Annotated in this window: 10 protein-coding genes; 7 read left to right on the top strand and 3 right to left on the bottom strand. The window is 63.2% G+C overall.

What is annotated here, in order from left to right:
- Window positions 1-168 precede the first annotated feature (168 nt).
- The 3 genes from HAHE_RS00485 to HAHE_RS00475 are packed head-to-tail and all read left to right on the top strand — an operon-like array spanning window position 169 to window position 4,804.
- Window positions 169-2,370 (top strand): PSD1 and planctomycete cytochrome C domain-containing protein, encoded by a 2,202-nt coding sequence (locus HAHE_RS00485; protein ID WP_338687576.1) that lies wholly within the window; start codon window positions 169-171, stop codon window positions 2,368-2,370.
- A 4-nt stretch (window positions 2,371-2,374) separates the two neighbouring features.
- Entirely contained in the window at window positions 2,375-3,859 is a 1,485-nt protein-coding gene (locus HAHE_RS00480; RefSeq protein WP_338687575.1) for a DUF1501 domain-containing protein, read from the top strand.
- 18 nt (window positions 3,860-3,877) lie between these two features.
- Complete coding sequence (locus HAHE_RS00475; RefSeq protein WP_338687573.1) at window positions 3,878-4,804, top strand: sugar phosphate isomerase/epimerase family protein; 927 nt, start codon at window positions 3,878-3,880, stop codon at window positions 4,802-4,804.
- 13 nt (window positions 4,805-4,817) lie between these two features.
- Here the strand turns inward: HAHE_RS00475 and HAHE_RS00470 are convergent, their stop codons facing one another.
- From HAHE_RS00470 to HAHE_RS00460, 3 genes are read right to left on the bottom strand one after another with little or no spacing between them, the layout of a single operon-like run.
- Window positions 4,818-6,257: a sulfatase family protein gene (locus HAHE_RS00470; protein WP_338687571.1), complete on the bottom strand. Its 1,440-nt coding sequence runs from the start codon at window positions 6,255-6,257 to the stop codon at window positions 4,818-4,820.
- A gap of 44 nt (window positions 6,258-6,301) precedes the next feature.
- On the bottom strand, window positions 6,302-11,347 hold the full coding sequence (locus HAHE_RS00465; protein ID WP_338687569.1) for a LamG-like jellyroll fold domain-containing protein: 5,046 nt from the start codon (window positions 11,345-11,347) through the stop codon (window positions 6,302-6,304).
- Window positions 11,344-13,341: a glycoside hydrolase family 97 protein gene (locus tag HAHE_RS00460; RefSeq protein ID WP_338687567.1), complete on the bottom strand. Its 1,998-nt coding sequence runs from the start codon at window positions 13,339-13,341 to the stop codon at window positions 11,344-11,346. Before HAHE_RS00460 ends, HAHE_RS00465 begins: the two co-directional genes overlap by 4 nt.
- Window positions 13,342-13,567: 226 nt before the next feature.
- Here HAHE_RS00460 and HAHE_RS00455 point away from each other — a divergent pair, with 226 nt between their 5' ends.
- Genes HAHE_RS00455 through HAHE_RS00440 form a run of 4 tightly spaced genes read left to right on the top strand, consistent with a single transcriptional unit; the run spans window position 13,568 to window position 18,905 of the window.
- The gene (locus HAHE_RS00455; protein ID WP_338687566.1) at window positions 13,568-14,131 is read left to right on the top strand and encodes a sigma-70 family RNA polymerase sigma factor; all 564 of its coding nucleotides are present in this window, start codon (window positions 13,568-13,570) and stop codon (window positions 14,129-14,131) included.
- Window positions 14,128-15,798: a LamG-like jellyroll fold domain-containing protein gene (locus tag HAHE_RS00450; protein WP_338687564.1), complete on the top strand. Its 1,671-nt coding sequence runs from the start codon at window positions 14,128-14,130 to the stop codon at window positions 15,796-15,798. The genes HAHE_RS00455 and HAHE_RS00450 overlap by 4 nt, the downstream gene beginning before the upstream one ends.
- Window positions 15,799-15,832: 34 nt before the next feature.
- Window positions 15,833-18,166, top strand: a complete 2,334-nt coding sequence (locus tag HAHE_RS00445; RefSeq protein WP_338687562.1) for a right-handed parallel beta-helix repeat-containing protein — start codon at window positions 15,833-15,835, stop codon at window positions 18,164-18,166.
- Between the two features lie 13 nt (window positions 18,167-18,179).
- On the top strand, window positions 18,180-18,905 hold the full coding sequence (locus HAHE_RS00440) for a hypothetical protein (RefSeq protein WP_338687561.1): 726 nt from the start codon (window positions 18,180-18,182) through the stop codon (window positions 18,903-18,905).
- The last annotated feature ends 332 nt before the right edge of the window (window positions 18,906-19,237 follow it).

Below are 19,237 nucleotides of genomic sequence, written 5' to 3'. Positions count from 1 at the left end.
GGCACGCTCCGGATTACTGCCGATCCACCGTTTGATGACCGGTTGGAGCCGCGCTTTGTGCAGGAATGTCGAGCTTCGCGAAGTATCGGGCGGCCACCTTCCGACCCCATTCCTTCCCGCCCGCCTGCCGATCAATTCCGGGCCCGGCGGCAGTATCCTCCACAGCCCATGATTTTCCGCTGTCTGCCCGTTCTCCTGTTCGCGGCGGGCCCGGCCTTTGCCGGGTCCGGGATTAGCTTCAATTACGACGTGCGGCCGATCCTTTCGGCCAACTGCATCGGCTGCCACGGCCCGGACGAGGAGGAAAGGGGCGGGGATTTCCGCGTCGATACCTTCGAGGGCGCAACCGAGCTTCGTGACGGCGCGGCGGGCATTGTTCCGGGCGATCCGGATTCGAGCGAGGTGATGAAACGGATCACCAGTGACGATCCGGAGTTCAGGATGCCACCGGCCGACCATGGCCATTCCCTGAACGACAAGCAGATCGGGATCCTGCGCAAGTGGATCCAGGAAGGCGCGGAGTATGAGACCCACTGGGCTTTCGTCCCTCCGGTCATGCCGGAGGTTCCGGAGGTCGAGGATGCGGGTCGTGTCCGCAGCCCGATTGATGCCTTCGTTGCGACGCGCTTGCGGACCCTCGGCCTCCAGCTCTCTGCGGATGCCGATCCGCGAATTCTCGTGCGCCGGGTCGCGCTCGATCTCACCGGGCTGCCGCCTTCGGCGGAAATGGTCGACCGTTTTGCGACGGATCCGAGCGACCGGAACTTCGAGCAGATTGTCGACGAACTTCTGGCATCGCCCGCCTACGGCGAACGCTGGGCGGCCGTGTGGCTCGATGTCGCGCGCTACGCCGATACGATCGGCTACGCGGTCGACGGGCATCGTGACATCTGGCCGTGGCGGGACTGGGTGATCGATGCCTACAACCGGAACCTGCCGTTCGACCGATTCACCATCGAGCAGCTCGCCGGTGACCTGCTTCCCGATGCGACCGAGTCCCAGATCCTGGCGACCGCTTTCCATCGCAACACGCCGTCGAATACCGAAGGCGGAACCAATGACGAGGAATTCCGGACGATTGCCGTCAAGGACCGTGCCGGTGTCACCTTCAATGCCTGGATGGGCGTGACGATGCGCTGCGCCGAGTGCCACACGCACAAGTACGATCCGATCAGCCACACCGAGTACTACGCCTTCCTCGATTTCTTCAACCAGACTGCCGACCGGGACGCGCAGGACGATTCCCCGCACATGCAGTGGAAGGCTCAGGACGGAAAGACCCGGAAAGTGCCCGTGATGGTCGCGCTTCCGGAGAGCAAGCGTCGCGAGACGCACATCAACATTCGCGGCAACTTCATGCAGCTGGGCGACCGGGTCACGGCGGGTGTCCCGGAGGCGTTCAACCCGTTTCCGGAGGATCTGCCGCGGAACCGGCTCGGTGTTGCGAAGTGGCTGATGGCCGATGACAACCCGCTGACGGCGCGTGTCACCGTCAACCGCTTCTGGGGGCGCCTGTTCGGTCTCGGAATCGTCGAGACCGAGGAGGATTTCGGCATTCAGGGCACGCTGCCGAGCCATCCGGAGCTGCTCGACTGGCTCGCCCTTCGATTCCGGGACAGCGGTTGGGACCAGAAGGCGTTGCTGAAGACGATTGTCCTGTCTTCGACCTACCGGCAGTCATCGGTGGCCGATTCGGAGCGGCTCGAGAAAGATCCTCGCAACCAGTTCCTTTCGCGGGGATCGCGCTTCCGCCTCAGCGCCGAGATGGTGCGCGATCAGGCGCTGGCCGTGTCGGGACTCCTCGATCGGAAGCTCCACGGGCCGCCGGTTTACCCGCCGAACCCGATCAAGGAGTTTGTCGCGGCCTTCACCGCGCCGGTCGTTTGGAAGGAAAGCGCGGGTGGCGATCGCTACCGGCGGGCGATTTACACCTACATGCGACGGACCCAGCCGCATCCCTTGTTCGACACCTTCGACACTGCGACCCGTGAGGTCACGAGCCTGCGTCGTTTCCGGACCAATACGCCGCTGCAGTCGTTCATGACCCTCAACGATCCAGCCTTCATCGAGGCCGCGCAGGCCTTGGCGGTCGAGATGCTCCGGAACGGCGACGATGATGCCTCGCGCATCGCTTACGGCTACCGCCGGGTCATGCTTCGCGATGCCAGCCGCGAGCAAATCGAGACCTTTGCGGGTCTGCTCGACGACACGCTCGCGGAATACCGCGCGTCTCCGGAAACAGCGAAGAAGATGGCAGGCGCGTTCGGTCGCGATGGAATCGCGCCACCGCCCGATGATGCCACCGTGGCGGCCTTCGCAGTGGTCGCGAACGTGATGCTCAACCTCGACGGATTCCTGACCAAGTCCTGACCCCATGGCCCGAATTCCACTTCAAGACGAGCTTCGGCTCCGCCAGGCACAGACGATCACCCGCCGCCATTTCCTGCGCCGCTGCAATGCCGGTCTCGGCGGTCTTGCATTGGCCCAGCTCTCGGGTGGCGTCGCGTCAGGCGCGTCCGGTTTCCCGCAGATCGGGTCCGACCCGATGTCGCCCCGCGCTTCGATGGTCGCACCCAAGGCGAAGCGGGTGATCTACATGCACATGGCGGGCTCGCCGCCGCAGCACGAGCTGTTCGATCACAAGCCGAAACTCAAGGAGTTTCACATGAAGGAGTGCCCGCAGGAACTGCTCGAGGGCAAGACCTTCGCCTTCATCAAGGGGACGCCGAAGCTCTTGGGCTCGGTGCACGAACTCCGGCAGCACGGCCACTCCGGTGCCTGGATCGGAGATACGCTGCCGGAGCTGGCGAAGCATGCCGACGACCTGTGCTTCATCAAGTCGATGACGACCGACCAGTTCAATCACGCGCCCGCACAACTCCTGCTGCACACCGGCAACCAGCAGTTCGGTGGCGCGTCGATGGGAGCTTGGGTGACTTACGGCCTCGGTTCGCCGAACTCGGATCTGCCAGGCTACATGGTCATGGTTTCCGGCGGGAAGATGCCGTCGGGCGGCAAGTCGCTGTGGGGGAGCTCGTTCCTTCCTTCGATCTACCAAGGCGTCCAGTGCCGGGCGAAAGGGGATCCGATCCTTTATGTGAGCAATCCCGACGGCATGTCGCGGAGCATCCGCCGCCGCAGTCTCGATGCGCTGAACCAACTCAACCGCATGGAGCTTGAACAGTTCCGCGATCCCGAAACCGAGACCCGGATCTCGCAGTATGAGCTGGCCTTCCGCATGCAAACGGCGGTGCCGGGCGTGATGGATATCTCGAAGGAACCGCAGGCGGTGCTGGAGGAATACGGCGCCAAGCCGGGCGAGGCATCGTTCGCGAACAACTGCCTGCTCGCGCGTCGGCTGGCCGAGCAGGGCGTGCGCTTCATCCAGCTCTTTGATTGGGGCTGGGACATGCACGGAACTTCGGCGGAGAACGACATGGAGGCAGGGCTGCCGGCGAAGTGTCGTGAGATCGATCGGCCGATTTCCGCGCTGCTCACGGATCTGAAGCGGCGCGGCATGCTAGAGGATACCCTTGTCGTGTGGGGTGGGGAATTTGGTCGCACCCCTATGAACGAGGCTCGCAACGGCTCGAAGTTCCTGGGTCGCGATCATCACCCGGACTGCTTCACGGTGTGGATGGCCGGTGGAGGAGTGAAGCCCGGACTGAGCTACGGAACGACCGACGAGCTCGGCTACCGGGTCGTTGAGAATCCGGTGACGGTCCGGGATTTCCAGGCCACCCTGATGCAGGCCCTGGGGATCGAGCCGCACCGCTTCAGCTTTCCCTATCAGGGGCTGAACCAGCGGTTGATCGGGCCGGCCAACCACCCGAAGGTAATGCACGATCTCTTTGCCTGATCCAGTGAGGCAAGACCCATGAAGCCGATCTCCAACCGTCGATCCTTTCTCCAGACCGCCGCACTCGGAGCGGGTGTGTTTCTCGGTTCACCTGGCCGGGTTGCCGCCGCCACCGACCCCTATGTGCGACCAGGTGGCAGCCGGCTCCGCTTGAGTCTGGCGGCTTACTCGTTCCTCAAGTATTTCCCGGCGGTTCGCGGGAAGCCAAATGCGAAGGTGCCGGAGGAGATGGCGATGGACTTCCCGAAGTTCATCCGCCTCTGCGCGGAGAATGGCTGCGATGCCGAACTGACGAGCTACGTTTTCGACGACGACGTGCCCGACCGGGAGCTGGCGGATTGCCGTTTGCTTGGACATCAGATGGCCGTGGAAGTTTCCGGTACTTCGATCGGGAACAATTTCACCTTCGCCAAAGGCACTCCCGAGCGGGACGAGCAGATGGCCTACACCAAGCAGTGGATCGACCGTGCGATGGTGATGGGGGCTCCCCATATCCGTGTCTTCGCTGGCGTGCAGCCGAAAGGGATGAGCCTCGATGAGGCGGAGCGGAATGTCTGCGAAGCCTTGGAAGAGGCGGCCGACTATGGAGCGAGCCGCGGCGTGATGCTCGGAGTCGAGAATCACGACGAACTGAGCAGCACCGCGGAACGCCTCCTGCGAGTGGTAAAGGCGGTCAAGAGTCCGTGGCTCGGAGTGAATCTGGATACCGCGAACTTCCGGGTCGATGACCCTTATCCCGAGATCGAGGCCTGTGTGCCCTACGCGCTCAATGTGCAGGTTAAGGCTTTCATGCGGCACGGTGGTAGGCGCGAGACCGACTTCGCCAAGTTCGGCAAGATCCTCCGCGACGGAGGTTACCGTGGATACGTGGTTCTCGAATACGAGGAGAAGGAAGACCCCTACGTCGAGGTCCCGAAGCTGCTCAATCGCCTGCGCGAGCTTTGAAGCTCTCGGCGTCTCATCGGCCGCCGTCGAGCGCCCGCTGGGAGAGGTAGCGGTCGTGGAGGCGTTTCAACTCGTCCGGGTGCTTTTTCGCGAGGTCGTTCTGTTCCTTGGGATCGTCCGAAAGCCGGAACAATTTCCAGTCCGATGGCTGTTTCGGTTCTCCGTGGCCGTAGCGGACGATCTTCCATTCACCGTCGCTGAGCGCGCGACGGTTGATCGTGGGATGCCAGGTCCAGTAGAAGTCCCTCTCCGGTAACCGCTCCCGATCCAGCAAAAGCGAGGAGAGGTCCCGGCCGTCCGGCCTTTCCGGTGGGACTCCTCCGGTGATGGTGGCGAGCGTCGGAAACCAGTCGACGATGTGGACGGGCGTTTCTTCGCGACGCGGCTTCAGTCGGGCGGGCCAATGCATGAATCCGGGGACATGGATGCCGCCCTCCCAGACATCGAGCTTGCGGCCTTTCATGGGAATCGGCTGGTTGAAATCCGTGAGCTTGAGGTCGCTCGGGTAGGCGTTGCCGCCCCAGCTGCCTTGAGGCCCGTTGTCGGAGGAAAAGAGGATCAGGGTGTTGTCGAAGTGTCCGGTCTCCCGCAGTGCGGTTACCACCTCGCCGACGGCATGATCGACATGGTGCACGGCTGCGAGCAACAGGCGCTTCTCGGGATCGGGCTCGCGCTGGATCACGCCTTTCGGGTCGTTGAACCACTTGATCTTGTTCTCATTCAGCCACCGCTTCGGGTTGTCGGGGTCGAGCTGCGTCGGCGTGTCGACAAAGGGACCGCGTTCGTCGAGCGGCGTGTGGGGCGCATGGAAGGCGAGATAGAGGAAGAACGGGCGTTCGTGCTCGCGGCGAATGAAGTGGGTCGCATCGGCCGCCACGAGATCCGTCGCATGGGTGCCGTTCTCGTAGCCGGGAATGATGGCGTGGTCCCGGTGCCAGGTGACCGAATAGGGAGACTTCGTGCTGTACCGGTGGTCATACATGCCCACCGCGCCGGCGAGCGAGCCGTAGCTGCTGTCGAAACCGAAGTGGTTCGGGCCGTGATCGGGTGATGAACCGAGATGCCATTTCCCGCTCAGGTGGGTCGTGTAGCCGGCTTCCTTCAGCATGCTGGCAAGCGTGGGCGTGCCATGGGGGAACGCCGGCTCGTTGGATGCTTCGAGGGGGACGGTGCCGAACCTTCCGGGATAGCGGCCGGTCATTGCCGCCACCCGCGTCGGGGTGCACTGCGGCATGACGTAGTGGCGGGTCAGCGTTACCCCGTTGGCCGCCAAACGGTCGAGATGGGGAGTGTAGGCCCTCCCGGGGTTATTGTAGCCGATGTCGGCCCAACCTTGGTCATCGGTGATGATGACGATGATGTTCGGCTTCTCTTCGGCAGCGAGGAGCCGGAACGAAATAACGAGAAGAAAGGTGAGAAACGGCAGGACCTGATGTGGGCGGTGGGGATGCATGTTGGGGGAGTGGAACGACTACTCCACTTTCCGGGTGCCTCCGTTCAATCCTCTTCCAACCGGATGACGAAGAACCGGCGATGGAACAGGTCCGCGACGGGAGAAAAGGGAACGGTGTAGCTGGATGAGTAACTTTGGGTGGCGACCTGTCGGTAGAGCACGGTCCACTGATCGGTCGGCAGCGCGAGGTCGGTGCTGGTGAGGACCGAATAGGTCGCGCCGGGGGTCGAGTACCAGCGGAGGACCGTCCGTCCGTCGGGTGTCATCTCCGCCGTCGGTGTCGGATCGGGTGTCGGCTGGAAGGAAGTCGGCACCGGGTTGCCCGCGAGGCCGCCGAGGTGGATGTCGCGGATCTGGACAGGGCTGAGGATTCCCCGGAACAGGGCAAGGTCATCGAGTTGCCCGTCCATTTCCCGGCCATTGCAGCAGGGGTCGTCTCCGATCTGCCACGGGTTGTCGAAGGCGGTGAAGACTTCCGAGAGTCCGGTGGCGGTGGAGAGCAAGACTCCGTCGACATACGCTTGGGCGGTTCCTGCAAGTCCGTTCCAGGTGATGACGACGTGCTGCCAGGTGCCGGTCACGAAGGTGTTAGGGGGCACGCTGACGCCGCCATTGTCGGTCGCGATGCGGTAGTCGCTGCCGCCCGGGTAGTTGGGTGCCACCGAGATGCCCCAAACGTTGCCGTTGCTGTCGTCACGATGGTTGATGATGCCTTCCTTGCTCGTGCTGAAGCTGCCCGAGCGGACCCACACGCTAATCGAGAATGCTTCGTCCCCGGCGGTGAAGGGCGTCACTGCTTCGAGGCTGGTGAACCCGTCGAGATCGAGCGAGGCCGCGCCGATCAGCGGGGTTGTGGTATTCCAGCCGACGGATCCCTGGACCCGGGTCGCCGTTTCTGGGCTGCCGAGAAGGGCGGTGTCCGCGGCGTTGTTCCCGCTGCCTTCGTCGAAGCTGTAGTAGGAGACCAGTTCAGCCGGAGGCGACGGTGGTGATGCGGCGACCGGAAGCGGTGAGTTGATCGTCAGCACGAATGGCAGGGAACGGATCGACTGGGTGACCGGCAGTCCGCGCAGTCCGCCCTGTTGGATCTGATGGATCTCTTCGCCCGAGAGGACCCGTTCGAAGACGGCGAGGTCATCGAGCCGGCCGTTCATTTCGCGTCCGCTGCAGCATGGATCGTCACCGATCTGCCACGGTCGGTCGAAGGCGGTGAAGATGTCGTAGACCCCGGTCGCCGACGCGAGGAGCTTGCCGTCGACGTAGGTGTGCGCTTCCCGTGTGTCGCCGTCCCAGGTAGCGACCACGTGCTGCCACTTGCCGGTTACGAAGGTGCTGGCGGGCACCGAGACGCCGCCGTTGCTTCCATTGATGCGGAAGTCGCTGCCGCCGGGGATCTCCGGATTGATCGCGATGCCCCAGAAGTTCTGATTGGAGGCGTCGCGATGGTTGAAAATGCCCTCACGTGGTGCGTTGAAGGAGTCCGACTTCACCCACACGCTGATCGAGAACTGACGGGTGGCAACGGTCAGCGGCGTGTTCGCCTGAAGGCTGGTGCTGCCGTTCAGGTCCAGCGATGCGTTTCCGATCAGCGGAGCGGCCGTATCCCACAGCACCGTGCCTTGCACCCGGCTCGCGGTTTCCGGCGCTCCGAGCGGAGCGGTGTCGGTCGCGTTGTTGCCCGTGCCTTCGTCGAAGTTGTAGTAGGAAACCAGACCGGGCGGGGGATTGTAGGGAGGAGTGATCGTGCCGAGTGCGGGGTCGCTGCCGATGTAGACCTCGGCTGAGTCCGAGAAACCGTCACCGTCCGAGTCAGTCAGCGACGGGTTGCTGCCGAAACGATGGACCTCATCGCCGTCGGATAGCCCGTCACCATCGGTGTCCGGGTTGCCGGGATCACCTCCAAAGAGTGCTTCGTCGGCGTCCGAGAGGCCGTCGCCATCCGCGTCCGGTTCTACCGCCAGCAGATCGGCGGTGAGGGACGGATTCGTGAGTGCCTGGCCATCGCTCACGGAGCTTGCGAGCAGTTCGATCTGCACAGGACCGAGGCCGCTCGGGATGAGGTCCACGTAGTAAACACCCGCCAATTCGCGCAGGTTGGTGACGGTCGCGTTGGTGACGACAAAGTCCGAGGTCTCAAGGCCGGTGACCGCCTCGCCGAATCCGACACCGAGGGCAAGGGTTCCGGAGAACCGGCCGTCAGGCGGGAGTCCGACCCAGCCGGGCTCGGGAGGCTGGTCATCCACGTACGGGATATTCAGTAGCACGGACGAGCTGTTGGGATTGCCGGAGGTGCCGCTGGTAACGCGATTGGCAGGAAGTCGCACGCTCACCGGGTCAGCCGTCGGGCGGATCTTTGCGGCGTAGTAATAGGAGCTGCCCTCAAGCCGGAGGACCGTTCCATTGGTGACGTCGAGGTCGGCGGCTTCGAACCCGTTCACCTCCTCGTCGAAGACGATCGTGACGAAGAAATCGCCGCTGGTGTCGCTCTGGGCGCTGATGACCGGGCGGACGTGGGTCGGCAGTGCGGGAAAGTCCGCGGGGCTGAGATCGTTGGTGATCCAGTCCGCCAGCAATTGCACCGCCTCGTCATCGACCACGTTTTTCGCCAGCGGCGGCATCGCGGCGTTGTCCGGAAGGGCATGGTTCATCCGGTAGTGGAAGATCGAGTTCGCGACATCCATCGGTTTGACGTAGCGGCCGTCGGGCGCAAGGTCCTGAAAGCGATCGGGCTTGGCATTGATGACGTTCTGCCGCAGGAGCGGTGTCGCGAGTCGGGCATCGAAGTTGCCTCCGGGAGCACCCGGTTGGTGGCAATGCGAGCAGTTCGCATCGAGGTAGGAACGGACCCGGTGTTCGGCGGGTGCTTCGGGTTCGTCGATCGGCCGCGACTGGATGAAATTCGCCACCTGTTCGGCATTCAGCGTGACGTCGAGCATCCCGCGTTCGCTCCACGTCAGCAGCTGATTGGCTAGCAGTCCGGTATCAGGATGCGGGATGAAGCCATTGAGCTGGTGGGTGCGCACGCCGAGGGCCTGGCCCGAGCTGGCATTGTGGCACTGGAGGCAGTCGCTGCGTCCGGGGAACACCCAGGTCTGCAGGCGGCTTCCGCCACCGGCTTCGGAGATCGTGTAGTCGCCGGTCTCCGAGTTCGTCAGAAGCACGGCATCGCTCTGGTCCGGAAGCCAGCGGTAGGTCAGGCCGTACTTGCCGCCGCCTTCGGTGCAGACGATGAATCGCGTCTCGAGCCTGACGGTCGTGTCCGGGTTGGTGTCATCGACCGGCAGTTCGAAGTGCTTCATCAGCACCGTGCCCGCCGGGAACTCCCAGTTGCCGCTCTCGCTGAACTCGATTCGCTCTGCCGGCGTATCGTGGCCGCCATCGTTCGGCAGCGCGATCCAGCGGTCCTTGACGGCGGCGTCGGACCACAAAGGCGACAGGACTCCGTATGGCAGGAAAGCGGGATTCGTCGTGAGCGTGGGGAGGTCGAGGAAAGCGTGAGTCTGCGACAGCAGGGGCGGGGCGTCGGATGTCGTGCCCACTGCGGCGAGTTTCTGGATCGTGCCGTCGTTGTCCTCGATGTCGGTGGTATCGTTGAATCCGCCGAGGTCGGTCATGAAGACCTCGCCGTTCGGTCCCCGGCAAAAGTTGCCGAGCCCCTCTTTGAATCCGGTCCGGGGAAAATCGCAGAGAAATTCCCGGACCGGCGGCTGGCCCTCCGTGTAGCTAAGGGTCTCCACCTTCCCCGTGACGTGGTCGCCGAAGAGGAGCTTGCCCTCGAGGTTGGGAAACTCGGCGTCGCGATAGATGTAGCCGCCGATGATCGCCCGGTACTCGGTGACGGTCAGGATTGCCGGATCGTTGGTGCCCGTGAGCGGGTTGGGCTGTGCCTGCCCGCCACCGTTGGTGTAATCCCATCCGGAATTGTCGCCCTTGTCGACGAGGTGGATTTCCTCGTCGCTGCCGCCGACATCCCCGACCCAGACCCGGCCGGTCACGCGGTCGAAGTGCATGGTGTGCGGGCTGCGCAGGCCGATCGACCAGAACTCCTCGAGGATTCCGCTGCCGGGTGATGGATCGACCCACGGGTTGTCACTGGGAATGTAGTAGTTTCCGCTGAAGCTCGGCGGCCAGGTGACCGGGGTTTCGGGCGGCGACGGGGGCTCGAGGCCTCCCTTGTTGAATCCCGAGTCGTCCGGATGGCGGCGGATCGGGTGGCTCACCGCTCCACCGGTCATGTCGACGTCGATCCGCAGAATTCCGCCCATGAGCGCGGTGTCGAGGCGTTGCGACATCCGTTCCGAAGGTGAATTCGAGTAGGCGAAGCCGCCGTCGCCGGTGGAGATGTAGAGGAAGCCGTCGTCGCCGAAAAACATCGCCCCTCCCGAGTGGTTCCGGTCCTGGTCGTGCTGGTCGATCAGCACCAGCTCCGACGCGGGATCCATCACCGGACCGTCCACGGGATCCTCGATCACCGTGAACCTCGAGACCCGGACGTAGGTGTATTTCTCGTTGTCGGCACCGGGCAGGTCGGGAAGGTGGACGTAGCAGGCGTAGACGTGGTCCTCACCGGTCATTCCCGCCTGTCCGAAGTTCGGGTGGAAGGTGAGGTTGTAGAAGGCGATGTCGGGCGCGCTCGGAACGGAAGGGACTTTCCCGGTGATCACGGCGGGTTCGAAGTTGGCGTCCGGCAGGACCTCGCCAGGGAGGTAGACGCCGTCGCCATACTTCGAAAGGTTCAGCATCAGCTTCACCTCGGACGGGAGCACGTCGGGGCGGTTCGGAAACCGCCAGACGTGTCCGGCCTTGCCGACGACCACGAGGTCCTTCACCGCCGGGTCGGGGTCGCTTCCGGGACCGGGGTAGGTGGTGATCCACAGCGGTCCGATGAAGCGAAGGTTCGGGAACGCGTTGACCGTCGTGAATCCCGTCGCCGAGCCTGGCGGTTCCTCGGGAAAGGCACCGTTGAGGAATGCCCCGACCGGCACCGGTCCGCCGGCCACGGCGGGCGCGATGAGGGCAAGCAGCGAGGCGAGAACCGCGAGCGGCCTGGCGCTGCTGCGTCGGATGGGCTTTTGAGCGGCAGGGATCATTGTTTGGTGAAGCGGACGCAGGCTCCGCCTCCCGGTGCGAGGGTAAGCGTGAGCGTGTCATCCGCCCGGACCTCCGCCTTGCGGCTTCGGTACGATTCCTTCCGGGTTTCGAAGTGGGTGTCAGGCTTGTCTTCGAAGATGGTCGCCGAGTAGGTCCCGGATTCGAGGAAGGAGAGGGGAACCTCAACGGTTCGGCCTTTTTCGTTGGTGGTGGCACCGAGCAGGATGGTGCCGTCACTCGCGGTCCTCCGCATGACGATGAATTCGCCGATCGCACCGTCGAGGGTCTCGCTCTCGCGCCATGGCTGCTTCTGCGCGGTGAGGAATGAGAAGAGCTCCGGGTGGGCCGCGAAGGACTCGGGAGCATCGAGGACGATCGCCTGTCCGCTGAACGCGATCAGGGTGCGCGCGCACTCGCCGACGATGGTCGACGGGATTGGCTGGAACACCCGCGGACGTGCCTTGTGCGCGTCGGCCAGTCCGAACATGCCGTTGTTCATGTCGATCGGGCCGCTGATCATGTTGACGAAGACCGAGGTGTTGAAGGTCGTGGGAGAGAACGACTTCTTGGCGTCGGCCTGAGCGTGGCAGAACTCGACGGTCATGCAGTTCGGCCAGGTGCGGTGGAGCCCGCCGGGCGGCATGGGACCGTCGTGGAAATTGCACATCAGCCGGTATTTCGCGCAGAGTTCGATGATCTCGCGGGTCTTGGTGACCTTTTGCCTGCGGCTGTTCGCCTTCATGAAGCCGTATTTGATCCCGGCGGCGCCCCATTCACGGTAGGTCGCGAGTGTCTTTTCGAAGTCGTAGCGGATCCGGGCCTTGTCGTTGATGTAGAGAAAAATGCCGACCCCGCGCTCCTTGGCGTAGGTGATCAGGGCGGGCACATCGATCGGTTCCTTCCAATCTTCGGGCGCGGGTTCGCGGACGACTTCGCCCGACGGGAGCTGCTTGACGAGATGGTCGCGGCTGACGGTCGGGTCAGAGGCCGGATCGAACTCGGGCCCGTACCAGTTCGCGTCGAGCAACAGGTGAGGAACGCCGGTCTCCGAAGCGTAGTCGATGAAGCGTTTCCAAGAAGCCATGTCGAGGCCGTAGCTGAAGCCGTCCGGCGCCTCGTATCCCCAGGTCCGCCAGTCCCAGAAAGTGACTCCGGGTCGGATCCACGAAGGGTCATCGATCGCGCAGGGCGGATTGAGGTTTTCCAACAGGTCGGCGTCGACGAGGCAGCCCGGGGTGTCACCGATGACGAGGACTCGCCACGGGGAACGGAAGGGGAGTTCGATAGGGGTGGTTTCGATGCTGCTGGTGAATGATGCTGAACCACCGGCTGCCTTGAGTTCCAACCAGCCGAAGTTGTCGAGGTCGGCTTCGGCGATCGAAACATAGGTCTTCTCGTCAAGACGGGCGGTCAGCGGGAGTCGGCGGGTTCCGCTGGCCGCGCCCAGCGGTTCCGGACCCTTGTTCGGGTTTTCGCCGTTGTAGGACCAGCACGTTCCGTCCTTGGCGAAATGAAACTCGGCGAGATCCTCAAGCAATCGGACGGAGCGTGACTCGCCGCCGGCGTCGGCCAGTTCATAGCGGAAGGCGAGTCCTTCGTCGTAGAGCCGGAACACTACGGTCAGGGGGGTCGCGGTGTCGTCAGGCAGGGTCACGGTGGCCCGCGCCTCGGAGTAGTGATCCCGGACTTCCTCCCGTTTGCCCCAGACCGGCTTCCAGCGGGAGTCATGGGTGGAGGTTTCGATCTGGAGGTCCGACCATCGGGGTGCCGCGTCGTGCCATCGGATTCCTGCCTTGCTCAGGTTGGTGAGAGGCGTGTCGTCGCGGTCGAGCGAGTAACAGAGGAGGCCATCCTTGAGTTCGAGGTCGAGGTGCAGGCGGCCGTCCGGGGAACGGAGGGTTTCGCCAAGGGCAGGGGTTTCGCCGAGACCCAGATGGAGGGCGATTGCGGCAGGCAGGATGGCGGAACCGGAAGGTCGGAAGAGGAAAGGCATTGTGGATCAGGGCTTGGGTCGTTCGGTCATATGGCACGGTTTGGCACGGATGCCGACAGCCCCGATCTACTGCCGCCGCCACGAAGTTTGGACGTCCCGCATGGGAATCGTTCCCTGTTTTTCCGGGGGATTTCCGGCGGATTGGCAAGGAATCCGGAAAAAACCGGGAGAAATCGAGGATTCGCCGGGGAGATTCCCTGTGCTTCGGTAGTGAAAAAGACAGCGAATGGAGAATCAGCCCGAGATCCCGAAAATCGAAGACCTGCCGTCGGACGCCGCCGGGCGGCGTGAGGCGTTGTTCGTACCCCTTTTCACCTCGAGCGAGCGTCGGCTCCGGTCCTTCGTTTTCGGCATGGTTCCGAGCCAGCAGGACGTCGACGAGATCATGCAGGAGGTGTCGATCGTACTGTGGAAGAAGTTCGACCAGTACGAGCCGGGCACCGAGTTCATCCGCTGGGCCTATGTGGTGGCCCGCTACGAGGTGCTGCTCTACCGCCGCAAGAAGGCGCGCGACCGTCTGTGCTTCAGCGAGAAGATGCTGGAGCTGCTCGGAGAGGAGTACGAGGACGACGAGGACGTGCTCGAAAGGGAGCGGACCGCGCTCGACCGCTGCCTGAAGAAGCTTCCGGAATCGGATCGGGAAACCCTGATCACGATCTACTCGAAGGATATGAAGATCAACGAGCTGGCGGAGGCCACGGGGCGGACCGCCACTTCGCTCTACAAACGATTGAACCGGATGCGTGCCAAACTGCTGACATGCGTCGAGTCCCAACTGAAGACCGTATGAATCCCACCCGGCAGAACGCCGAGCCCGGCGACCGTGGAGAGCTGACCGAGTTGATCGAGCGCTGGTGCAACCGGCAGGCCGACGAAGCGGATGTCGCGCGCCTGGAGGAGTTGCTGTGGCAGGGGCGGGAGATCCGCACCTTTTACCGCCGCTACATGAACCTGCACGCCGCCCTCCACAGCTGGTGCGAGGGAAGTCTGGCGCCGTCAGACGAGGATCGGACGCGCGAGCGGAAAGTGATTCCGTGGATGAGCTGGGGCGGATGGGCGGTCGCGGCCGCGGTGGCGCTGGTCTTTTCGATGCTTCATATTCTCGGGCCGGAGCCCGAGCCGGTCGTTCTGATCGAGCCGGCACCGGCCGGTGACCATGAGGAGGCGCTCGGCGTGATGGTCAACCAGAGCGGGGCCGAATTCCGTGGTATGTCCGACGAATCTCCCTTCGGTCTTGTCGCGGGTGACTATGAACTGGCGAAGGGGATCGTGCACTTCCGGCTGACGAACGGAGTGGACGTCGTCATGCGCGGACCGGCGAACTTCCAACTGGTGAACCCTCTGGACATGCGTCTCCAACGCGGCGTGGTGCGGGCGATCGTGCCCGAAAGCGGGCAGGGATTCACGATCGCTTCACCCGAAATGCTTTTCGAGGACCTCGGAACCGAGTTCGGTCTTTCGGTCGGCGAAGGTGAGAGCGAGATGTATGTCTTCACCGGCCAGGTCGATGTGCGGCGTGTCGGCGAAGAGGGCGAGGTGTCCTCGGTCTTCGAGGGCGAGTCGCTGCGCCAGCAGGGTACGGATGTGAAGATCGGCCGGACCGTGCCTGAGATCAGTTTCCCGACGCCGGAGGACGTGGGCTACGAGGGCTGGGTGGTGAACCAGCCGCCGCTTACTTTGCCAGACGGTCTGATCGGTTATTTCCCGTTCGAGCCGGATCCGGAGAAGCCGAACGTGCTGCGCAACGTCGTTGCCGGAAAGGAAGGCGCGAGCCGGGTCAGTGATGGTCTTATCCGTGGAGCCCGTTGGGTTTCGGGCCGTTGGTCGGAGAAGCAGGCGCTGCTGTTCGACCGGGTCGGGGATGCCGTGCAACTGGAGGTGGCCGGAGAGTTTGATGAGATTTCGATGTCCGCGTGGATCTATGTCGACCGTCTCGACTACGCGGTGAACGCGATTTTCGTCAGCAACGGGTGGGCGCCGGGTGATCTGCACTGGCAGATTCTACGGACACAGGACCCGATCCTTGCGGTGCACGCGATTGACGAACGCGGCGCCTTGCTTGAGCGCCCGATCCGTTTCGGTCGCTGGGTTCACGTGGCGGCAGTGCTGTCGAAGAGCGAAGGGCGAACCCGCTACTACGTCGACGGCCAACTCGCCCAAGTGAACAAGCTTCCGGCGGAGTCCCTGATTACTCCCGGCTTGTCTCAGCTTGGCGATTGGGTTCAGGAGGCGGCTGACCCGTATCCGCTGCGCGGATTCCGTGGAAAGATGGATGAGTTCGCTATCTGGGATCGCGCGCTGACCGAAGAGGAAGTTGTGGAGATGACCCGCCGCGGTGTTCCATCCCTCCTTCAACTGGCGGACCGTCTCAAGCCTGTGACACCGGAGGCTAGGGCCTTCTTCAAGCGCTCGAAGAAGATGGCAACAGAGGCGCGCGAGCAAGACTCCGATCGTTGATCGAGTTGCTGCTCCGTTTACCTGTCACAGTTCCGTGCGTAGCGAATTTCATCGGAGGTCCCGATTCGGGTCAGCCTGTTGGGTTGCATGCTCGCTGTGGAGCGCGGCGAGCGCTGCGGAGATCCATCTCGCCGCCGATGGTCGGGACGATGCGGATGGTTTGGCGGACTCGCCGGTGCGGAGCCTCGCCGTCGCGGCCGAGAGGGTGCTGGCCGCGAAGCCCGGGTCGGAGCCGGTGACGGTTTGGATTCATGGAGGACGCTACCCGGTGACGGAGACCGTGCGTTTCGGAAAGGAGTTCTCGGGGAATGCCGATGCCCCGATTCGGTTCCGGGCCGTTGAGGGAGAGGTGCCGGTCTTTGACTCCGGTCTGGCGGTCGGCCTGTCGAAGGCACTCCCGGTTTCGGAGTCGGACGGCCTTGAGCGATTGGCCGAGTCCGTCCGCGGTCAGGTTCTGTCGCTGAAGATTGACGACAAGGACGCCCGCGATGCTCTGGCGAATCCGTCGGTCCGTTGCAGCATCGACGGCCGGACCCTATCTCTGGCTGGCTACCCTAATGTCGGCTTCGGGCACATCGATCGAATCGTGAATCCGGGAGCGGTCTATGCGGAAGGAAGAACCCTAGGGCCCCGGCCGTCGTGGTCGATCGACAAGCCTGTCGGCGGAAGCTTTACGCTTCGCGACAAGGACACCGCGGCTTGGGAGCGGGAGTATGAGACCGCGAAGCTGGCGACTGTTACCGGGTATCTCGCCAACGATTGGTATTTGCAGAGTCACCCGCTGGCTTCGATCAAAGATGGTGTGCTCCGTCTGGCCGACTCGAGCCGTTACGGGATCAAGAACAACGAAAAGATTCCCCGTCGGCTCAAGGTGACCAACCTCCTGTGCGAGTTGGATGCGCCTGGCGAGTTCTACTTCGATCGTGCCGACTCCCGCCTGTTCTTCATTCCGTTTCCCGGTCAGGAACGGAACGGGACTCTGAGCATCTGGGGTGGCCCCGGGCTTCTTGAAGTCGATGGTGCCTCGCATCTGGCTTTCGAGGGCCTGGTAGCGGAAGGGGTGAGCACCGGTAAGGCCGTGGTGTCGGTTTCGAATTCAAGTCACGTGGTGCTTGCCGGATGCACGGTGAGGAACTCGACGCGTCCGGGTGTGGTCATCGAGGGAGGGAACGACTGCGGCTTGCGGTCATGCGATCTTTACGACCTGAGGCACCATCTGACCCTGACGGGTGGTGATGTCAGGACGCTGAGGCCGGCCGGCAACTTCGCCGTCAACTGCCACTTCACCCAGGTGTCCGCGTCCGACTTCTACGGTCGGGTGCAGATCCGGGGCGTCGGCCAGATTTTCCGGAACAACCTGCTCCACAATTTCCCCGGACAGGTGCTGGTGTTCGGCGACTGCGATCATCGCATCGAACGCAACGAACTCTTCAATATCGGCTTCGAGGAAGGGGATGGCGGAGCGATCTACAGCGGGGCTTCGAGGTGGAGCTGGGGCAATGTGCTGCGACACAATTTCCTCCATCATCTGATGTGCCTCCCGCAGGCGCACCCGCGGGGTGGGATCTATCCGGATGATGGTGACCAGGGCGAGACGATCGAAGGGAATGTGTTCTACAAGGCCGCGCATCGGGCCGTCCTCATCAACGGCGGTGCGGGGCATGCGGTGAGGGATAACCTGTTTCTTGAGGGCTATATCGGGATTTACAACACCGAGGCCAGCGCCGAGAAAGCCTACGCGAGAATCGCGAAATACGAGTCGGGCGAGCTGAAGCGCGGCGACAAGGACGACCAGATCTGGCGGACGGAACAGGTGGTCGGTAAAGAGGGGTGGAACCGGGAGCCGTGGAGAAGCCGCTATCCGACGTTCCGGAAAATCATGAACCAGGAGCGGATGCGCTTCTATCCGATCGAGTGCGAGTACAAGGGAAACCGGTTCTCGGGCAACTGGCGGAACATCGAGCACCGGGTCGGTGGAGGAGAGAACGGGGTGAAGGACATCGGTCAGGTCCCTTTCATCCGGAGCACGGACAATGTGGACATCAGGATGTCGGTATTCGCCGACCCCGATGCGCTGGATTTCCGGGTGCGTCGCGGAGCGCCGCCTCCTGCGATGCCCGCGATTCCGTTTGCGAAGATCGGGCTGTATCAGGATATCTACCGGGCCCGTTTGCCGGAGAAGGATGGTTATCGCCGCGCGGTACGCTCCCGGTTCGACGGGAAGCGCAGCTTTGATCCCAAGGCGAAGTACGATCCACGCCGTATCAATGGCGAGATCTACTTCAACACCGGTCTGCTTCTCCGGGACATGGGCGGAATGCTTCACGGGGTGCCGGACTCCCGCCGCCCGCATACGGAACTCGACTGATCCCTGCCATCCCATGAACCGCCCGACCCTCGCAGCTATCGCTCTTCTGGGCCTTCTGACAGCGGCCGGTCCTGCCGGGGCGATCGTTTGGCAGAAGGGAGCGGAGCCGCAGAAGGTCCAGGAGGGCGAGATGAAGAACGCGGGGAAACTCCTCTATTCGCCGCTTCGCGTGCTCGGTGGAAGTTGCGTGGCGCTCGGGGGGCGATGGGCGCTCACCAGCCGCCACGGTACGGACGAGTGGAAGCCGGAGATGCTGGCGGTCAGTTTTCCGGCCATCTCGGACGCGGTCTACCGGGTCAAGGCCGTCCATTTTCCCGCTGCAGGGGATCTGGCTTTGCTGGAACTGGACAAGAAGGTCGACGGGGCCGCCGAACTCGAACTCGATACCGTCGAGGACCGCACCGGGAAGCGCGCCTGGCTCGGTGGATTCGGATTTTCCGGGGAAGCGGGATCGATTGGCGGAGCCAAGGGGTTTGTAGGTGGCTTCAATCGCGTCGAGGCCTACAGGAAAGGAAAGCTTTCGATCCGACTCAGCAAGGAAGGAGAGGGTGAGACGCCCGAGGTCCTGCCGGCCCGGATGGATAGCGGATCACCCTTGTTCGTAGAGGTGGAGGGCAAGTGGCGGCTGGCGGGAATCGCCTCGACCGTCACCAATTCCCGGAATCCGGGAACCGGCGACTGGGGAAATTATACGCGAATTTCCCCGGTCGAGGGGTGGATCCGGAAGCTCACGAAATAGGGGAGCGTCCGAGATTCGACCGACCCGGTATCACCGACTCGACCGGAAGAAACCCTTTTGCCTTGGGCGTTCCGGGCGATGAGCCCTCTTGGGATCCGGGTTTCCCGGAGACACATGTCATACAATTTTCAAATTGAGTGGGGCAATGTGCAGCAGTGGGGGCAGTAGAGACATTACCAAGAACGTCCGTTCCCCTCGTATTTTTGCCTCCCGGTCCAGCAGCAGTGGCTGCGGCCGTCCCGGGCATCAGACGTGGGGGATGGGCACAAATCCCATCACCGCCGGGTGAACCGCCGAAGATTCCGATCGGGGCGGATCCGATGGCCACGAAA

This window comes from Haloferula helveola (assembly GCF_037076345.1).
In the GTDB taxonomy this organism is placed as follows: domain Bacteria; phylum Verrucomicrobiota; class Verrucomicrobiia; order Verrucomicrobiales; family Akkermansiaceae; genus Haloferula; species Haloferula helveola.
The sequence above is the reverse complement of the archived record's forward strand: the minus strand, read 5'-3'. Positions and strand labels throughout refer to the sequence as shown.

Excerpts from the sequence above, each read along its gene's own strand:
- HAHE_RS00455 (WP_338687566.1), top strand. The coding sequence starts at position 13,568 with ATGGAGAATCAGCCCGAGATCCCGAAAATCGAAGACCTGCCGTCGGAC.
- HAHE_RS00485 (WP_338687576.1), top strand. The coding sequence starts at position 169 with ATGATTTTCCGCTGTCTGCCCGTTCTCCTGTTCGCGGCGGGCCCGGCC.
- HAHE_RS00465 (WP_338687569.1), bottom strand. The coding sequence starts at position 11,347 with ATGATCCCTGCCGCTCAAAAGCCCATCCGACGCAGCAGCGCCAGGCCG.
- HAHE_RS00470 (WP_338687571.1), bottom strand. The coding sequence starts at position 6,257 with ATGCATCCCCACCGCCCACATCAGGTCCTGCCGTTTCTCACCTTTCTT.
- HAHE_RS00460 (WP_338687567.1), bottom strand. The coding sequence starts at position 13,341 with ATGCCTTTCCTCTTCCGACCTTCCGGTTCCGCCATCCTGCCTGCCGCA.
- HAHE_RS00480 (WP_338687575.1), top strand. The coding sequence starts at position 2,375 with ATGGCCCGAATTCCACTTCAAGACGAGCTTCGGCTCCGCCAGGCACAG.
- HAHE_RS00450 (WP_338687564.1), top strand. The coding sequence starts at position 14,128 with ATGAATCCCACCCGGCAGAACGCCGAGCCCGGCGACCGTGGAGAGCTG.
- HAHE_RS00440 (WP_338687561.1), top strand. The coding sequence starts at position 18,180 with ATGAACCGCCCGACCCTCGCAGCTATCGCTCTTCTGGGCCTTCTGACA.
- HAHE_RS00475 (WP_338687573.1), top strand. The coding sequence starts at position 3,878 with ATGAAGCCGATCTCCAACCGTCGATCCTTTCTCCAGACCGCCGCACTC.